16 protein-coding genes and 1 tRNA gene are annotated in these 17,426 nt (G+C 36.7%); 11 read left to right on the top strand and 6 right to left on the bottom strand.

What is annotated here, in order from left to right:
- Nucleotides 1-93: 93 nt before the first annotated feature.
- Nucleotides 94-2,367, bottom strand: coding sequence for a polyribonucleotide nucleotidyltransferase (locus ACMA47_RS04820; protein ID WP_034692249.1), 2,274 nt, complete (start codon nucleotides 2,365-2,367; stop codon nucleotides 94-96).
- Nucleotides 2,368-2,805: 438 nt separating this feature from the next.
- Between ACMA47_RS04820 and ACMA47_RS04825 the strand changes: the two genes are divergently transcribed.
- Together ACMA47_RS04825 and ACMA47_RS04830 are read left to right on the top strand one after the other, a co-directional pair.
- On the top strand, nucleotides 2,806-4,227 hold the full coding sequence (locus ACMA47_RS04825) for a sugar MFS transporter (RefSeq protein WP_413928893.1): 1,422 nt from the start codon (nucleotides 2,806-2,808) through the stop codon (nucleotides 4,225-4,227).
- A gap of 125 nt (nucleotides 4,228-4,352) precedes the next feature.
- Nucleotides 4,353-4,712: a DUF4260 domain-containing protein gene (locus ACMA47_RS04830; protein WP_413928894.1), complete on the top strand. Its 360-nt coding sequence runs from the start codon at nucleotides 4,353-4,355 to the stop codon at nucleotides 4,710-4,712.
- 379 nt (nucleotides 4,713-5,091) lie between these two features.
- Here the strand turns inward: ACMA47_RS04830 and rpsO are convergent, their stop codons facing one another.
- The gene (rpsO, locus tag ACMA47_RS04835) at nucleotides 5,092-5,361 is read right to left on the bottom strand and encodes a 30S ribosomal protein S15 (protein ID WP_034692246.1); all 270 of its coding nucleotides are present in this window, start codon (nucleotides 5,359-5,361) and stop codon (nucleotides 5,092-5,094) included.
- A gap of 173 nt (nucleotides 5,362-5,534) precedes the next feature.
- Here rpsO and ACMA47_RS04840 point away from each other — a divergent pair, with 173 nt between their 5' ends.
- The 7 genes from ACMA47_RS04840 to ACMA47_RS04870 all read left to right on the top strand — a co-directional run bounded on the left by ACMA47_RS04840 (nucleotide 5,535) and on the right by ACMA47_RS04870 (nucleotide 10,236).
- Nucleotides 5,535-6,083 (top strand): hypothetical protein, encoded by a 549-nt coding sequence (locus ACMA47_RS04840; RefSeq protein WP_047432712.1) that lies wholly within the window; start codon nucleotides 5,535-5,537, stop codon nucleotides 6,081-6,083.
- A 256-nt stretch (nucleotides 6,084-6,339) separates the two neighbouring features.
- Nucleotides 6,340-6,495, top strand: coding sequence for a bacteriocin-like protein (locus ACMA47_RS04845; RefSeq protein WP_156106372.1), 156 nt, complete (start codon nucleotides 6,340-6,342; stop codon nucleotides 6,493-6,495).
- Nucleotides 6,496-6,655: 160 nt separating this feature from the next.
- Nucleotides 6,656-6,796 (top strand): bacteriocin-like protein, encoded by a 141-nt coding sequence (locus ACMA47_RS04850; RefSeq protein WP_156106371.1) that lies wholly within the window; start codon nucleotides 6,656-6,658, stop codon nucleotides 6,794-6,796.
- A gap of 33 nt (nucleotides 6,797-6,829) precedes the next feature.
- Nucleotides 6,830-6,976, top strand: coding sequence for a bacteriocin-like protein (locus tag ACMA47_RS04855; RefSeq protein ID WP_156106370.1), 147 nt, complete (start codon nucleotides 6,830-6,832; stop codon nucleotides 6,974-6,976).
- Nucleotides 6,977-7,624: 648 nt separating this feature from the next.
- The gene (gene mgtE, locus ACMA47_RS04860; protein ID WP_413928895.1) at nucleotides 7,625-8,947 is read left to right on the top strand and encodes a magnesium transporter; all 1,323 of its coding nucleotides are present in this window, start codon (nucleotides 7,625-7,627) and stop codon (nucleotides 8,945-8,947) included.
- 26 nt (nucleotides 8,948-8,973) lie between these two features.
- Nucleotides 8,974-9,714 carry an ABC transporter substrate-binding protein gene (locus ACMA47_RS04865; RefSeq protein ID WP_413928896.1) on the top strand — a complete coding sequence of 247 codons (741 nt, stop codon included), beginning with the start codon at nucleotides 8,974-8,976 and terminating at the stop codon, nucleotides 9,712-9,714.
- Between the two features lie 54 nt (nucleotides 9,715-9,768).
- Entirely contained in the window at nucleotides 9,769-10,236 is a 468-nt protein-coding gene (locus ACMA47_RS04870; RefSeq protein ID WP_413928897.1) for a cupin domain-containing protein, read from the top strand.
- A 52-nt stretch (nucleotides 10,237-10,288) separates the two neighbouring features.
- Here the strand turns inward: ACMA47_RS04870 and ACMA47_RS04875 are convergent, their stop codons facing one another.
- Together ACMA47_RS04875 and ACMA47_RS04880 are read right to left on the bottom strand one after the other, a co-directional pair.
- Entirely contained in the window at nucleotides 10,289-10,738 is a 450-nt protein-coding gene (locus tag ACMA47_RS04875; protein WP_034692242.1) for a GAF domain-containing protein, read from the bottom strand.
- Between the two features lie 12 nt (nucleotides 10,739-10,750).
- Entirely contained in the window at nucleotides 10,751-12,178 is a 1,428-nt protein-coding gene (locus ACMA47_RS04880; protein WP_034692241.1) for a hypothetical protein, read from the bottom strand.
- 54 nt (nucleotides 12,179-12,232) lie between these two features.
- On the opposite strand from ACMA47_RS04880, the gene ACMA47_RS04885 reads away from it, so the two are divergent.
- Both ACMA47_RS04885 and ACMA47_RS04890 read left to right on the top strand, forming a co-directional pair.
- Nucleotides 12,233-13,000: an MBL fold metallo-hydrolase gene (locus ACMA47_RS04885; protein WP_413928898.1), complete on the top strand. Its 768-nt coding sequence runs from the start codon at nucleotides 12,233-12,235 to the stop codon at nucleotides 12,998-13,000.
- 92 nt (nucleotides 13,001-13,092) lie between these two features.
- Nucleotides 13,093-13,172: transfer RNA gene (locus ACMA47_RS04890), tRNA-Leu, on the top strand.
- 242 nt (nucleotides 13,173-13,414) lie between these two features.
- Here the strand turns inward: ACMA47_RS04890 and ACMA47_RS04895 are convergent.
- Entirely contained in the window at nucleotides 13,415-14,722 is a 1,308-nt protein-coding gene (locus ACMA47_RS04895; protein WP_413928899.1) for a hypothetical protein, read from the bottom strand.
- A gap of 773 nt (nucleotides 14,723-15,495) precedes the next feature.
- Complete coding sequence (locus ACMA47_RS04900) at nucleotides 15,496-16,776, bottom strand: hypothetical protein (protein ID WP_413928900.1); 1,281 nt, start codon at nucleotides 16,774-16,776, stop codon at nucleotides 15,496-15,498.
- Nucleotides 16,777-17,426 lie beyond the last annotated feature (650 nt).

Consider the following 17,426-nt stretch of genomic DNA (forward strand, 5'->3'; position numbering starts at 1 on the left):
TGAGATTGCTTCAATGCTCTGCATTTCGCAATGACATACAAAGCAAAAATCCCTCAAAAATGAGGGATTTTTTATGTTTAAGAATGAATCTTATTAAGCTTCGTTAGATGGAGTTTGGTTTTCCACTGGTTTTTCGCTTTGTGGCTTTTCACCTTGTGGTTTCTGTCCTTCAGGTCTTCTTTGTCCCTCTGGTCTTCCTTGTCCTTCTGGTCTTCTCTGCCCTTCAGGTCTACCTTGTCCTTCCGGTCTTGGAGGTCTTGGTAAAAGAACTTTACGGGAAAGTTTCATTTTCTTACGGTCATCGTAACCCATGAACTTCACTTCTACTTCATCACCTTCTGCATAAGGAACTTTGTCCAGACGAGCCCACTCAATTTCAGAAATGTGAAGAAGTCCTTCTGTTCCTTTAGCAATCGCTACGAATGCACCAAAGTCCATTACTTTCACTACTTTACCTTTGTAAACTTCACCTATAACCGGTACGAAAGTAATTTCATTGATTCTTGCAATAGCAGCATTGATCTTCTCTCTGTCTGTACCAGAAATTTCGATACGTCCGATTTCTCCCATCTCTTCGATAGCAATAACCGTATCAGTATCTTTCTGTAACTGTTGGATAATTTTTCCACCAGGTCCGATTACAGCACCAATGAAATCTTTTGGAATCTCCATAACAACCATTTTCGGAGCATGTGGCTTCACATCTGCTCTTGGCTGAGAAATAGTTTCCGTGATTTTGTTCAGGATGTGTAATCTTCCGTCTTTAGCCTGCATCAAAGCTTTTTCCATGATATCCATAGAAAGTCCCTGGATTTTGATGTCCATCTGACAAGCTGTGATACCGTCTGCAGTACCTGTTACTTTGAAGTCCATATCTCCAAGGTGATCTTCATCTCCTAAGATATCAGAAAGCACAGTGAATTTACCTGATTTTGTATCAGTGATCAGCCCCATTGCAATTCCTGAAACAGGTTTTGTGATCTGAACCCCTGCATCCATCAAAGCTAATGTACCTGCGCAAACTGTTGCCATTGAAGAAGAACCGTTAGATTCTAAGATATCGGAAACAATTCTGATTGTATATGGGTTTTCTGCTGGAATTACTGCTGTTAAAGCTCTTTGAGCTAAGTTTCCGTGTCCTACTTCTCTTCTTGAAGTACCTCTTAAAGGTCTTGCTTCACCTGTAGAGAATGGAGGGAAGTTATAGTGTAAAAAGAATCTTTCGTCGTGCTGCGTGATTACGCTGTCGATCATGTTCGCATCTTTTACAGAACCTAAAGTTACCGCTGTCAAAGACTGAGTTTCCCCTCTTGTGAAAACTGCTGAACCGTGAGCTCCCGGAAGGTAGTCAATTTCTGACCAGATTGGACGGATCGTTTGAGGATCACGACCATCAAGACGGATATTGTCTTCAAGGATCATCTGACGCATTGCTTCTTTCTCTACGTCATGGTAATATACTTTAACGAAAGGAGTTACTCTTGCCAGCTCTTCTTCGTTTTCAGCATATTGTGCTAAGAAATCTGCAAGAACTGCTTTGAATTTTTCTCCTCTTTCTTCTTTATTAGATGGAGTTTTTGCTACTTCATATACTTTATCATAGCACTCTTTCCATACTTTTTCACGAATTTCTTCATCGTGATCTTCGTGGCTGTATTCTCTTTTAGGGAAAGATTTTCCTACTTTTTCAGCTAATCTCTCCTGAGCTTCGATCTGTTTTTTGATCTCAGCGTGAGCGAAGTTGATTGCTTCAAGCATTTCCTGCTCAGAAATCTCCTTCATTTCTCCTTCTACCATTACGATGGAGTCTTTAGTAGCTCCAACCATAATGTCGATATCTGATTTTAATAGATTCTCATAACTTGGGTTAACAGCCAATTGTCCGTCAATTCTTACTACTCTTGCTTCAGACATTGGTCCGTTGAAAGGAATATCTGTAATTGCAATAGCTGCAGAAGCTGCCAAACCTGCCAATGCTTCAGGCATTACTTCTTTATCGTAAGAAATTAATGAGATCATCACCTGTACTTCCGCGTGGAAATCTTCAGGGAAAAGAGGACGTAATACTCTGTCCACTAATCTCATTGTAAGCACTTCATCATCAGATGGTTTTGCTTCTCTACGGAAGAAATTTCCAGGAATTCTTCCACCTGCGTAGAATTTTTCTCTGTAATCTACCGTTAATGGTAAAAAGTCTACACCAGGATTGGCTTCTTTATTGGCTACAACTGTTGCTAAAAGCATAGTTCCGCCACATTTCACCACTACAGATCCGTCAGCCTGCTTAGCCAGCTTTCCCGTTTCGATAGTGATTTCCCTGCCGTCTGCAAGGATAATCGTTTCTGTAAACGCTTGAGGTATACTCATAAATTTGCTTCTTTATACTCCGTATTGAGTATGATTAATATTTAAACTCTTTAAATTTTCGTTTGCAAAGGTACTATATAATAATGATATATTAAATTTTTCGATTGCTTTAATAGGCGTTTAAAATACAAAAAATTGGCTATCAATTGATGAAAGTTTGAAAATTTACACCAGTAATCTGAACTTATTCATCATTTATGAAAATAAAAAAGCATTTTTTTGAGGATAATGTATTGAAAAATCCTGTCGTTTTTGTATTATTGTCTCAAAAAATGAAAATAATACTTTAATCTAAAAAAAGTATCTGTTTCATTTTAAAAATTAATAAAATTATTGCAAACCAATAGGCTGATCCCTATATTTGCCCTACTTCACCAATTACAATGCTGTAGGCTAAAAAAGTTAAGGAACTATCCTTATCCAGATAAATAAATGTTTATGATTAATAAAGAAGTACAATCTCAAAGCAGGAATTATACGGTTCCGTTGATTACCATCACCCTGCTGTTTTTTATGTGGGGATTCATCACCTGTATGAATGACATCCTGATCCCGTATCTGAAACAACTTTTCAATCTTACCTTTTTCGAATCCATGCTGGTACAGTTCTGTTTCTTCGGAGCGTACTTTATCGGATCACTGATTTATTTTATGATTTCCATTACCAAAGGAGATCCTATCAATAAATTAGGTTATAAGAAAGGAATCCTGTTCGGAATTTTTCTGGCAGCATTCGGTTGCGTTCTGTTTTATCCGGCAGCTACATTTTCATATTATCCGCTGTTTCTGGGAGCTTTGTTTATTTTAGGACTCGGCTTTACAGTACTGCAGATTACAGCCAATGCTTATGTTTCATTGCTGGGAAGTGAAGAATCTGCTTCCAGCCGACTGAACATGACTCAGGCATTCAATGCCTTCGGAACCACCATTGCTCCGGTACTCGGAGGTCATCTTATTTTTGAATTTTTCTCATCTCCGGACGGATCATTCAGTGCGGTAGCAACAAGAATTCCTTACCTTATTTTTGCAGGGATTCTTTTACTGGTTGCTTTATTGATTTCCAGAGTTAAACTTCCTTCATTCCAGATGGGTGAAGAAGAAATCGTAAAAGGTTGGGGAGCGCTTGAATTCAGCCACCTGAAATTCGGCGTATTCGCTATGTTCTGCTATGTAGGAGGAGAAGTTGCTGTAGGAAGTTTTATCATCAGTTTCCTTGAGCAGCCACAGATTATGGGCTTTAATGAAATCATCAGTAAAAATTATCTTTCCTTATATTGGGGTGGAGCTATGATTGGCCGTTTTTTGGGAGCTATTTCTTTAAACCAGTCTTTAAGCCAACAAAAAAAGGCTGTTTATATGCTGGGAGCAGCTGCAGCAGTTTTCCTTGTGATTTTCAGTATTGTGAATCTTACGTTCTCTCAGATCAGCTTTTTCCTTGTATTTATCGTTCTTAATTTCATTGCCTTTTTCGTGGGTAAAGCGGCTCCGGCAAGAACATTATCCATCTTCGCAGCAATTAATGTTATCCTATTGATTTCTGCAATGGTAAATCATGGTGAGCTGGCGATGTACAGTATTTTAGGAATCGGAATTTTCAACTCTATCATGTTCTCTAATATTTACACACTGGCAATTTCGGGACTGGGTAAATACACCAGCCAGGGATCTTCTTTAGTGGTCATGGCGATTCTGGGAGGAGCTATTGTTCCGATATTCCAGGGATATCTTGCAGATCAGTTTGGAGTACAGCATTCATTTATTATTCCTGTATTCTGCTATCTGGTTATTCTGATCTTTGGAGCTTACTGTACCAAATATTTGGGGCATGTAGAAACTACAGAAGCCAAGTCAGGACATTAAAATCAAATTCAATCAAAATGTATAGGGCGGAATATCTCAAAGGTATTCCGCTTTCTTTTTTCAGATTTTAAAATGTAACTTTTCATGAGAAAAAGGAACTTATCTTATAAACTAACACAATTATTATGAAAATACAGTTAAAGCTTGAATATGCCACATTTCTACTCTTAGGTATATATGCTTTTGCACAAACGGAATATTCCTGGTGGTGGTTTGCCGGATTATTTCTTGCTCCGGATATTTCTATGCTGGGATATACAGTTAATACAAAAGTTGGGGCTTTTTGTTATAATCTCTTCCATCATTTCGGAGTAGCTGTCATTGTTTATTTTGCCGGAACAGCCTTGTCTCTGCCCTATTTACAAATGATCGGAGCTATTCTGTTTTCACACTCTGCGTTTGACAGAATTCTGGGGTATGGATTGAAATATCCGGATAGCTTTCAGAATACGCATTTGGGAAAGATTGGGAAGAAGGCTGAATAGCGATGTTGTAAACCACCCCGTCAAAAATTCTTTGAATTTTTGACACCCCTCCGAGGGAGGGGAATTATCGCTCCTTCAGTTGATATTTTTGGTCAGGATTGAATTTCTGTTAATGCTTTTCTCGTTGTTTTAATGCGCCTGGATTCCCACAGAATAACACAATTGGCGTATTGGTCTATCCATACAGTTTATCATTCTGTAGGAATCTTAGCTGTTATAAAGGTTTTCAAAGCTTGTGAACTTTTAAAGCAGTTACTTGTAACTTAAAACAAGCAAATAAAAAACTTTTGTGCCTTTTGTGGTTAAAAATCCCTTGGTGTATAAAAACAAAAAAGCAACCTCTTTCGAAGTTGCTTTTTATTTTGAAAATCTTTATAGATTATTTTCTTAAACCTAGTTCAGCAATAATTGCTCTATATCTTGCGATATCTTTGTTTTTAAGGTAATCTAATAAACTTTTTCTCTTACCTACCAATTTCACTAGAGATCTCTCTGTGTTGAAATCGTGACGGTTAGCCTTTAGGTGTTGAGATAAGTGGTTGATTCTGAAAGTGAAAAGAGCGATTTGTCCTTCAGCACTCCCTGTGTCTTGTGCAGATTTTCCGTGTTTTGCGAAAATTTCCTGCTTTTTGTCTGTTGTTAAGTACATTCCAATATTGTTTAATGATTATTATGTAACGGGTGCAAAATTACGACTATTTTTTGATTCTGCAAACATTATTGATTTCATATATCAAATTTGATAGAAAAAAATGTTAAAAATTTCTTAATCATTTGTATGCAATCCAATGAAAAGGCAGTAATTTTGCATTCGAATTACAAATGAAAAAAATTATATTCTTTACAGCGGTTACTACTTTTTTATTCATCGGATTTACTTCGGTAAAAGCCCAGAAGAATGCTGATGATAAAATAAAAAAAGTTCTTTACTTCAATCCTGAGGTAGAGCCTGATATCGACGAAATAAAAGACCCTACCAACAACGCTTTCTTTGATGCTGTTACCGATAATTTCAGTAACAGAAGAAATAAAATGCTCCGGGCAGAGGTTCAGGTTCCCTTTGATAGTATCGACAAACAGACTATTGCAGATTACTGTCTTAACAATGATGCAGATTTTGCTATTGTTTCCAAAGTAAGATATTTCAAAGTGGGATTTGGAAAATACGTATTCTCCAATCAGGTGGTTGTGAGTATGAAACTCTTTGGTGCCGACGGAACTCTTGTCACCGAAACCGATCATGATACCTACCGCAAAAATATGCGTCTTCTGGGTTCTACAACCAACTCTGTTAAAATAGGAACTGAAGGAGCGATAAAAGGAATCATTAAGAAGCTGAGAAAACTGAAACCCACGGAAGCAGAGCTTTAAGATTTAAGGTTCAAGGTTTAAAGTTCTGGGTTTAAGGTTTAAGGTTTAAGGTTTAAGGTTGGAATATACAGCCTTTTATCGTCAATGGTCAATTTTACTATAGAGATCTGTGCGTATATCAAACTCATTCATAATTCATAATTCATAATTCATAATTCATAATTCTTTCATAGACACTATCCTGTAGTGTATCTTTATCCTTATCAATAAGTTGAAAGCTTTCATTAGTTTAGTTTTATCTTAAATCTAAATTATTATGAAAAAATTAAATCTCAAAAAACTGAGCAGAGAAAGTCAGAAAGAAATTCTGGGGAGTATCATACGTCTTCAAAAATGCCAATATCATTTTGAATGTCCTGGCGGTTCTTGCTGTCACAGAGTATGTGTTGCGTATGCATGCCCTGAATTATAAATATTTTCATGTTAAATAAAGCACTTGTTCATCCTTACGAACAGGTGCTTTTTGTTTAAAACACACTATAAACAATTGATTCACAATTAAATATTTTCACTAAATAAGGATTTATTAAATATTTTTTACTATTTTAGACCAACATTAAAACCAAAATCTCATGAAAAATCTAAAGAAACTCAGCAGAGAAAAAGCAAAACAGATTAATGGAGGATCTATGGAAAGATGCAGCGAAACTAATCCGTGTACCGTTGGATGGTGCTGTTTTGGGATCTGTTCTCCCTTCATCTGCCTTGAATAAAAGATAAAACTAAACCGTATAAAATCAAATCTTATGAAAAATCTAAAAAAACTAAGCAGACAAGTACAAAAGGAAATTAAAGGCAGTGGACCTTTCAAAAGATGTACAGAACATTACGAATGTCCGGGCGGATCATGTTGTCACAACATTTGTGTTGTCAATCCATGTCCTCTGGAATAATATATGATCATTACAGACACCTGCATTAGTAGGTGTTTTTTATTTAAAACATAAATAAAACACTGATTACTAGCAAAATATTTTCACTCTCAAATGAATAATATAGAAATATTTACTATTTTAGTCTGACATTAAATCTAAACTATAGCGCTATGAAAAATCTAAAAAAACTCAGTAGAGAAGCTGCCAAGCAAATTAATGGCGGTATCGGACCGTTCAGATGCAGCATCACAAGACCTTGCTCTGTTGGATATTGCTGTAATGGAGAATGCCTTGACCATGATTGCATGATAGAGCCTTAATTTAAATACAATCATATAGTATGAAGAATTTAAATCTTAAGAAGCTCAACAGGCTTGAACAAAAAAACATTAAAGGAAGTGGAATAAAAAAGTGTGGTGACAATTCAGATTGTGGCCCTTACCAATGCTGTACAAACGCTGTCTGTACATACATTCCCACTTCAGAATGCGAACCAATATAAAGAATATTGGAATTTAAAATTTAATTTTTATACATCCGTTTCGGCGGGTGTTTTTTTTACCCTTATACTGAAGCAATAAACTTTAATTAATCCTTAATTTTGCCAGTTTATTACTCAGTCTTAAAAATTTGAATTATTTTTGCATATCCAAAAAATTTCACGTTTTGAATTCTAGAGACGAACTTATCTTCAACCCTGCCGATATTGCCGAAACCCTCAGCGAACTTCCTGCTGACGAGAGGCTGCTCGCGTTTCTGAAGGTTCCGAAAGAATATAAAGCTGAAGTTTTCTCACACCTTAACCCTGACTTTCAGGAGGATACCATCAGAAGTATCGGAAGCGACGAAGTTTCCGAAATCCTGAATGCCATGACTCCGGATGACAGAACTGCTCTTTTCGAGGATTTTCCGGATGAGCTGATTAAATATTCCATCAACCACCTTAATCCGCAGGAAAGAAGAATTGCTTTAAAACTTCTTGGATACAACTCGGATTCGATTGCCCGTCTGATGACACCTTATTATATCCAGATCCGTAAGGAATGGACGGTAAAAAGATGTCTTCAGCAGATCAAAAAGGTAGGAAAAAGAGTGGAAACCATGAACTATCTGTATGTGGTGGATGAAAGAAACCGCCTGATTGATGACCTTGCCATCGGAACTTTACTGCTGGAAGAGGAAGATACTTTGGTTTCCGACATTACAGACAATCATTTCGTAGCGATTACTACAACAACTTCCAAAGAAGACGCCGTAACCTATTTCGAAAAGTATGACCGTGGCGCTCTTCCTATTATTACGGAAGCCGGTGTTTTGGTAGGAATCGTGACTATTGACGACATTCTCGATCAGATTGAACAGCAGAACACGGAAGATATCCAGAAGTTCGGGGGATTGGAAGCGTTGGACCTTCCCTATATCCAAACTTCATGGACCGAAATGATCAAAAAAAGGGCGACCTGGCTGATCATTCTATTTGTTTCGGAAATGCTGACAGCTTCTGCAATGGGATATTTTGATAAAGAAATTGAAAAAGCGGTTGTACTCGCCCTATTTGTTCCATTGATTATTTCCAGTGGAGGAAATTCCGGATCACAGGCAGCAACTTTGATTATCCGTGCGATGGCTCTTCAGGAAATCAGTCTGAAAGATTGGTGGTATGTCATGAAAAAAGAAATTATCTCCGGATTATGTCTGGGCGCAATTTTAGGAGTTATCGGATTTATCAGAATTATGCTTTGGCAGCAGATAGGCCTGTTTGATTACGGCCAGTATTGGGTATACGTAGGATTGAGTGTTTCTGTTTCCCTGATTGCTATTGTGTTGTGGGGAACATTATCCGGTTCTATGATTCCGTTTGTTTTAAAGAAATTAAATCTTGACCCTGCTACTTCTTCTGCTCCGTTTGTAGCAACATTAGTGGATGTGACCGGACTTATTATCTATTTTACCGTAGCCGGACTTTTCTTAACCGGAAAACTTTTGTAATTTTAGGCATCATCTAACATGCCAATATGAAAATCGTTTCACTTGTACCTTCTATTACTGAGGCTTTATTTGACCTTGGACTGACCGAAAATGAAGTGGTAGGAAGAACCAAATTCTGCATTCATCCTCAGGACAAAATAAAAAATGTAGCCGTAATCGGAGGAACTAAGAATATCAATATTGAGAAAATTAAAGCATTACAGCCGGATCTTATTCTTGCCAATAAGGAAGAAAATGTAAAAGAACAGGTTGAAGCTCTGATGGACGATTACAAGGTAATGGTAACCAATATTGATACAATTGAGGATAATTATTATCTGCTTAAAAATCTCGGAAAACTTTTAGGAAAGGAAGACAGAGCCCAGCAATTCAATCTTAAAATTTATGATGTTCTGAATCAGGCCAAACTGGAAGCTCCGGTAAAAGCAGCTTATCTTATCTGGAAAAATCCTTATATGACCATTGGTTCTGACACTTTCATTCACAGGATTCTGTCAGAAATTGGTTTTGAAAATATTTTCAAGGACAAAACCCGTTATCCACAAATTACCACTGAAGATCTGGCTGATGCCGATGTCATTATGCTTTCCTCTGAACCTTTTCCGTTTAAAGAAAAACATATTGAAGAGCTACAAGTTTTCTATCCCGATAAAAAGATAATGATTGTGGATGGTGAAGCCTTTTCCTGGTATGGAACTCATATTGCAAAATGCGAGAATTATTTTAAAGAACTTCTCACAGAAATTCAACAGGTGCAGCAAAGCTAATTTTTCACGATCAACTTTAATCCCAAAACTTTAAACTTTAAATATTCAATTCACATGTCTGGTACAGTTTTATTATCTGAAGGAGAAGAATTCGATCACGTTATACAGGAGGTTTCAAAATACATCAATCTTTATGTAATGGCATTTGGAAAGGAAGAAAGAGCTATCGCCCGTTTAGAAAAACGTGAAAACATGTATGGAGGAAACGGAACGGTCTATATGATACAGATGTTTGATCAGGAAGAATTGGCCAATAACCGCCTGGCCGCCTACATGGTTTTACTGAATAAAGGAGATGAATCAGGATTCCACACGCACAATCTAAGAAATGAAGAGGAATTGTACGTTGTAGTGCACGGAACCGGAGAATATCGTGAAAGAACCGGAACTGAAGGGACAATACGTAAGAAAACACTTCAGAAAGGAGATATTACAGCCATCAGCTCTATAGGATACCATTCTGTTGAAAACACTGGCGAAGCACCTTTAATTATGTTTGTTATTACCACTAATAATCCATAAAAAACTCCGGCGGAAATAGCCGGAGTTTTTATTTTTTTATAGTAAGTTTCGATTACAAAATCTTAGAAACTTCGTTACAAAGCCATTCTAGCAATTCACGGTCTTCTTTCGTGAAAGGATCGATGGTATGAGAATCAATATCGATCTGACCAATATTTTTTCCATCCTTAAAAATCGGAACTACAATTTCTGCTTTTGTATCGATAGAACAGCTTAAATAATTGCTTTCTTCATGGACATCAGGCACTACAAATGTTTCATTGGAAACCGCAACCTGACCACAGATTCCTTTACCGTAAGGAATAATGGTATGATCTGTTGGTGCTCCTACGTAAGGACCTAAAATCAACTCATCCTTATCTCCATTTTTGAAATAGAAACCCGTCCAGTTGAAATAAGGAATCTCCTGATCCAACAAGTGGCAAACTTTTTCAAGTTTTTCTTCTGTATTATGTTTAGGACTTTCAAGAATTGAGGAAAGTCTTTTCTTTAATTCTGACATTGTTTTTATATTTTAAGAGAATTGTTTTAGGGAAAGTTCTTCTTTATATCCGAACATTCCACGCTCTTTAATCATTTCTGCTACGCCTTCCGGAACCTGAGTTTCCCAGCCTTTCACACAACATGCAATTTTTCTCAATATTTCTCTGGAATAAATCTCCAAAAACTCCGGATTATAGTTGGTAATATCTACAATACGGTTGTTGTGTTTGAAATATTTGTATAATTCTTTAAGGTTTTCTTCTACTTTAAGGTTGGAAGAATCCAACAGCTGATGAGTTTCCGGATCTTTATAAGGATACAGATATACTCTCATCCCGTTTCTGAAAAATTTACCGAAGGCTTCAAGAATTCCTCCTGAGAGATTTTTATAATATTTCTCATCGAATACCATCAACATATTATTTACTCCCATTGCTACTCCGATGTCTCCACTTGTGTAAGATGCGAAGTAATCAATCAGTCTGTAATATTCAGAGAAGTTTGAAATAATAACCGTGTACCCCAGTTTTCCAAGAATGTCTACTCTATCCAGGAAATCTCTTTCATCAATATCTCCGTCTGCTCTCAGATTGGAAATGGTAATCTCGATAAGAACTTCCGTTTCTTCGTGAGTACAGGTGGCATCTTTGAAGAACATATCCATACCGTTTTTAAGCATATCAATGTTCACTTTCGTCACGGGTCTGAAACTTCCTCTTACCGCGAAAATATTTTTCTTGTACAAAACATCTGCCGGAAGCATATTGTTTCCCTGAGAATTGAAGATCACCGCATCGGTCATTCCATTCTTTACCAATTGAAGAGACATCAATCTGTTATCAACATAGGCAAAAGCAGGTCCGCTGAAGTCGATCATATCAATTTCCAGATTATCTTTTGCAATATCGTCATAAAGCGATTCTACTAAAGTTCTTGGATTGTCAAAATAATGAAAAGCTCCGAAAATAAGATTCACTCCCAGATTCCCTAAGGTTTCCTGCTGAAGTGTAGCATCATTTTCTTTGAATTTTACGTGGATGACGATCTCATTATAATCTTCATTTTCTTTGGTCTGAAAACGAATTCCTACCCAGCCGTGGCCTTTTACAGTTTTGTCAAAATTGATAGTAGTTACCGTATTGGCGTAAGAAAAGAATTTTCTATCCGGATTATTATCTCTTGAAATTCTCTCTTCAATCAAAGCTACCTCATATCGAAGCATTTTGCGAAGCCTATTTTGGGTAACGTACCTGTTTTTTACTTCCTTTCCGTAGATGGCATCACTAAAATCTTTGTCATAAGCAGACATTGCCTTAGCAATCGTACCGGAAGCTCCCCCTGCTCTAAAAAAGTGGCGAACAGTCTCCTGCCCGGCTCCAATTTCTGCGAAAGTACCATAAATAGTAGGATCTAGATTAATTGTTAATGCTTTTTGTTTAGGAGTTAGTTTCTGATACATTAGGACATGAAATTTTTTGTAAATTTACCAAAATTAAACCAACCTCAAAACAAAATGAAGTTGAAATTTTTAGGAACTGGTACTTCTCAAGGTGTACCCGTTATAGGCTGTACATGTGAAGTGTGTACTTCGGAAAATCCCAAAGACCAACGTTTACGCTCTTCCGTGATGATCACTACGGAGGAAAATAAAAAAATACTGATCGACTGTGGTCCCGATTTCAGGCAGCAAATGCTTACCAACCATGAACATAACGTAGACATTGCGTTGATTACCCATGAACATAATGACCACGTGATCGGGCTGGATGATATGCGGCCCCTGATTTTTAAAAGTGGAAAAGATGTTCCGTTGTACTGCTATTCAAGAGTGGCTCATGAAATAAAAAACAGGTTTCCATACGCTTTTGCTGACGTAAGGTATCCCGGTGCACCCGCTTTTGAACTTCACGAAATTGAAAATAAACCTTTTCAGGTATTGGACACAGAAATCACTCCTGTGGAGGTGATTCACTATAAAATTACTGTTTTCGGATATAAGTTTAAAAAACTGGCTTACATTACGGATGCAGGATTTATTTCTGAAACGGAAAAGGAAAAATTGAAAGATCTTGACATTCTGATCTTAAACTGTATCAGAAAATTTGATCCCCATCCTGCCCATTTTATCCTTCCGGATGTTATTAAATTGTTTGATGAGCTAAAACCCAAAAAATTATTTTTAACACACATCAGCCATCATTTAGGACTGCATGATATTGAAGATAAGGAGCTTCCATCCGGAATACACCTTGCCTACGATGGTTTGGAACTTAATTTTTAAAAAAAATCTTCAAAAAGCTTTTGAACATTGAAAAAAGTTCCTATATTTGCACACCAATTTGAAACAAACATCACGTTTGAAATCAACATCAAGCCCAGGTGGCGGAATTGGTAGACGCGCTGGTCTCAAACACCAGTTCTTAGGAGTACCGGTTCGATCCCGGTCCTGGGTACAAAAAACCTCTGAAAATTTCAGAGGTTTTTATTTTTTACATATTCTTCAAAATTCTTTTAAGCTCCAGATCCTTTTTTTTGAATAGAAAGAACGGATATCCTCTGATTTCAAAATATATAATGGATCACAAGCAGGATTAATCAATTATTTTCAAACACAAAACCATCTGAAAATCAATTGATTTCCAGATGGTTTTCATATAAGCATTATCATCATTGGGATTTTCCTCAACTTAACATATTAAGTACCATAATACACAATAGTCATTGATCCCTGAGTTATTCTAAAAACTCTGGTATAACTTGCAGTAACTCTAACAACATCTCCAACATTAAAAAACTGGGTTCCTGCCAGGTTATGTCCTATATCTCCGGTTCCATCCCCATGCCCCGAAAGATTATATGAAAATATAGAACCATTTTTAAGGAGGTTTGTACTAGCAGATCCTCCTGTGGGGGAGTTCATGGAGATGTCATATTTTAAAAATACAGAAAAATTATAATATCCTGCTTTATTTATGGTAAAATTACCACTACTGTAGGTTATATTGGTGGCATTATTTTTATTAATCGTAAAAGCTACTGTATAAAAAGTAGTTGCTGCCTGATTAGCAGATATTTCAGCAAAACCTATCGTAGCAATAGCAGGAATATTTAAGTTGCTTCCATCTACCAGAAAACCGTTAGCATCAGTTCCTAACACCCCGATATTTTTGTATTTTTCAAGACGAACAGATCCGTCATCTTGCAACCCCAGCAATTCTTTATTAGTACTGTCATTAATTTCCAAAGCTTTGGTTGCATTAGTAGTCCCTTTACTCAGGATATCAAGCACTGCGCTTGGAGAAGATGTATTAACACCCACAGTACCTGTAGGAGTAACAGTCATTTTGATTGCATTATTAGTCATCACATTCAGGTTATGAGCCGTAGTGGTTCCTATATAAGCAGCACCACCTCCTATATACGTTTTCAGATTGATTGTACCATTGGTATGGTTCAAACCAAAACTATTGTCAGGAGTACTCACGGTAAGCTTTGTATCAGGAGTGATTGTTCCTACTCCAACGCGATCATTGGCAGCATCTACTGAAAGTGTACTGTTATCTACCGAAAAAGCATTGGTAGCCGTTCCTGTGAATGCCAATGTATTGCTACCTTGTGAAACGGCACGATTACCCGTAAGAGCACCATCCGCATTGTAAAGATTAGCAGCTATTGAATTGGTAGGATTATGCAGTTTTACCCACGATGTTCCATCATAATAGTAATAACCAACAGTATCAATATTAACCGCGGTTCCGGTTTGTGATCCCGTAGCAATACTGTTTACGTAAACTAAGGTTGAAACAGGAATTCCAGTCATACTCTGAACTCTCTGCCGATCTACCCGGGTAATCAGAACCCCGTCTATACTGGTAGAAGTACCTGTAGCATTTTTGGCACGAATATCTAAAGTAGCAGCCGGACTGCCAGTATTAATACCTATTTGTGAATAAGCTTTGAAAAAAGCAAACAACACGATCAATGGTAATGCTTTTTTTTTCATAAATTCAGTGTTTTATTTGTTCTTAATATCAAGTCGACAATTCTGTATTTTCGACCCGTCAAAACTAAATACAAAACATTGCTCATTTTGAAATACAAGATGCAACAAACATACACCAAACATACACCAAACATACACCATGAGAAAATAGACTTAACTTTTGAGAGACAGTACCTCTTTTTAATTATTCAATTAATTTTTTTTATCAAAATCACATTATTTTCATCATTTTTGAACAGTGCAATTGTTTTTAATTTAAATTAACATTAGTTGAACTAAAAGGAATAGATATCAGAGAACAACATATCCGCCCAAACCCAATACCGTAATTATTTTCTGATCATTTTTTCATCTAACGCATGGCTGTTGGCAATTATAAATTTAACAGAAGATCAATTGAAATCTTATTTTTTAATAAATGGGCTGAAATTTCATATTGAAAACAACCCCCAACTACCACCACGTGAAATGGGAATATATTTTTTTTAACATAATGTTCGCAAAGCATTTTATTCAATATAGCAGTGGTGGTGGTACTTATCAGACAGTATGCACTGATTATACAGCATTGCTAAATAAAAACGCCCTTACCTAAAATTTATAAAGACATATAGAGATCTATCCGCTTCAGATAAAAAAAACTCCCGAAAACAAATTTCAGGAGTTATTTTTATTGGACAATAAACATTTTTTCAGTACCATCATCAGTATTATTGAAGATTTTATTAACAGTTTATTTTACTAACTGATCATGATACGAAATAATGTAAAATTTAATCAATATAAGTTGAGTTAAAAGAAATGGATATTGGAGAACAAGACATATTGGCTCCGGATGTAGTTCCATTATTATATTTTCTAATCATTCTTACATTTAATGTATGACTGCCGGCAGCTAAAAACTTAACACAAGATAGATTGAACTGCGCCTGCGCCCCTGTCCCAGACTCCTGGGTTGTCTGGTAAACATTAGTAGCCACATTATCTATAAATAAGATAGCTTGATAAAAGGCTGCACCCCCACCAGCAGGAAGTGAGCTGTAATCAATGCCGAGCATGAAATTAACAAATAAAGCTTTACCTCCTGCCGGTATTGTAACAGATTGATTACTACCCGTAACAATAGTATACCCTAAATCATTTACGCTAAAGACTACAGAGCCAGGAGGGTTATTAACAGCATTTTCAGTGGTTGCTGCCTGGGTTGACGTAGACACTGTAATAACATTCCCTGACGCATCTACACCTAGAGCCTGCCCCGTTCCCACAGTCGAAGCTGAATTGAGGTTAGTAAACTTCAATCCCGAAACACCTGCGGTACCTGAATTCACTTCTAACTTAGCACCTGGTATTGCAGTTCCAATTCCTACATCCCCACCAGAAGTAATTGTTACTCTTGCAGCATTAGTAGTCATCACATTCAAGTTATGAGCCGTAGTGGTTCCCATAAAAGCAGCACCTCCTCCGATATACGTTTTCAGACTGACGGTCCCATTGGTATGGTTCAAACCAAAACTATTGTCAGGAGTACTCACTGTAAGCTTGGTATCAGGAGTGGTTGTTCCAACTCCAATACGATCATTAGCCGCATCTACCGAAAATGTCGTATTATCTACCGAGAAAGCATTGGAAGCCGTCCCTGTGAATGCCAATGTATTGCCCGCCTGTGAAACAGTACGGTTTCCGGTAAGGGTACCATCAGCATTGTAAATATTAGCAGCTATTGAATTGGTTGGATTATGAATTTTTACCCAAGCTGTTCCATCATAATAGTAATAACCAACAGCATCCATATTTACTGCCGCTCCCGTTTGTGTTCCCGTAGCAATACTATTTACATACACTAAGGTTGAAGTAGGTACTCCTGTCATACTTTGAGCTCTTTGCCTATCTACCCGGGTAATCAGAACACCATCCACATTGGCAGAAGTACCTGTAGCATTCTTGGCATTAATATCTAATGTAGCAGCAGGAGTGGTTGTATTAACACCTACTTGTGAGTACATTTTACAAAAAGTAAATAATAAAGCCAAGGGTAATAATTTTTTTCTCATAAAATTGGTTTTAAATGATTCGTAACCAAAATTAAGCACAAACCAACATTTAGATTAAAATCACCAATACATCATAAATACATCAATGGCATATCAAACATACAACACAATACCTAATCAACTGTAAATCAAAAGACAAGGTCTCTATATTTAAATATTTCAACAATGAATGATTTACTAACAATTATTCATATCCTAGTAAAAATTTACGTTACATTGACTCCAAAAAGCTTCCCTACTAACGCTGTAATTCCCATCACACAGTTCCCCAGAAATAAATCCTCAATACAACTATTGTATTACCAGAACCACCGGCTCTGGCAGAAATTATCCCTAAAAGCATTAAAAATATAATTGAAAAGCCATATTGAAAATACACCATTTTTTAAGAGAAGCCTAAAGAGAAACAATAAACAACAATAAGGCTCTCACTGCGAATGAACCCAATGAAGTTACTACCGTCTGCAGAGGTTTTGCCTTACAATTCCAGTGATTAACGATAATATGGAAATAAAAGGAGGGTTTAAAAGGTATATCAACAGAAGAGCTAAAAGATTAAATCCAGCACCAGATAAAAGAGATAAAATTTTTCATCACCTGTTATACAAAATTCTATCATCATATATAAAAAAAGAACACCTGCTTTTTCA

Source organism: Chryseobacterium sp. T20 (genome assembly GCF_047345655.1).
GTDB lineage: Bacteria > Bacteroidota > Bacteroidia > Flavobacteriales > Weeksellaceae > Chryseobacterium.

What these genes read in the sequence shown, in the direction of transcription:
- ACMA47_RS04855 (WP_156106370.1), top strand. Translation starts at nt 6,830, where the DNA reads ATGAAAAATCTAAAAAAACTAAGCAGACAAGTACAAAAGGAAATTAAA.
- ACMA47_RS04840 (WP_047432712.1), top strand. Translation starts at nt 5,535, where the DNA reads ATGAAAAAAATTATATTCTTTACAGCGGTTACTACTTTTTTATTCATC.
- ACMA47_RS04885 (WP_413928898.1), top strand. Translation starts at nt 12,233, where the DNA reads ATGAAGTTGAAATTTTTAGGAACTGGTACTTCTCAAGGTGTACCCGTT.
- ACMA47_RS04875 (WP_034692242.1), bottom strand. Translation starts at nt 10,738, where the DNA reads ATGTCAGAATTAAAGAAAAGACTTTCCTCAATTCTTGAAAGTCCTAAA.
- ACMA47_RS04895 (WP_413928899.1), bottom strand. Translation starts at nt 14,722, where the DNA reads ATGAAAAAAAAAGCATTACCATTGATCGTGTTGTTTGCTTTTTTCAAA.
- ACMA47_RS04880 (WP_034692241.1), bottom strand. Translation starts at nt 12,178, where the DNA reads ATGTATCAGAAACTAACTCCTAAACAAAAAGCATTAACAATTAATCTA.
- ACMA47_RS04830 (WP_413928894.1), top strand. Translation starts at nt 4,353, where the DNA reads ATGAAAATACAGTTAAAGCTTGAATATGCCACATTTCTACTCTTAGGT.
- ACMA47_RS04845 (WP_156106372.1), top strand. Translation starts at nt 6,340, where the DNA reads ATGAAAAAATTAAATCTCAAAAAACTGAGCAGAGAAAGTCAGAAAGAA.
- ACMA47_RS04900 (WP_413928900.1), bottom strand. Translation starts at nt 16,776, where the DNA reads ATGAGAAAAAAATTATTACCCTTGGCTTTATTATTTACTTTTTGTAAA.
- ACMA47_RS04870 (WP_413928897.1), top strand. Translation starts at nt 9,769, where the DNA reads ATGTCTGGTACAGTTTTATTATCTGAAGGAGAAGAATTCGATCACGTT.
- ACMA47_RS04865 (WP_413928896.1), top strand. Translation starts at nt 8,974, where the DNA reads ATGAAAATCGTTTCACTTGTACCTTCTATTACTGAGGCTTTATTTGAC.
- rpsO (WP_034692246.1), bottom strand. Translation starts at nt 5,361, where the DNA reads ATGTACTTAACAACAGACAAAAAGCAGGAAATTTTCGCAAAACACGGA.
- ACMA47_RS04820 (WP_034692249.1), bottom strand. Translation starts at nt 2,367, where the DNA reads ATGAGTATACCTCAAGCGTTTACAGAAACGATTATCCTTGCAGACGGC.
- ACMA47_RS04825 (WP_413928893.1), top strand. Translation starts at nt 2,806, where the DNA reads ATGATTAATAAAGAAGTACAATCTCAAAGCAGGAATTATACGGTTCCG.
- ACMA47_RS04850 (WP_156106371.1), top strand. Translation starts at nt 6,656, where the DNA reads ATGAAAAATCTAAAGAAACTCAGCAGAGAAAAAGCAAAACAGATTAAT.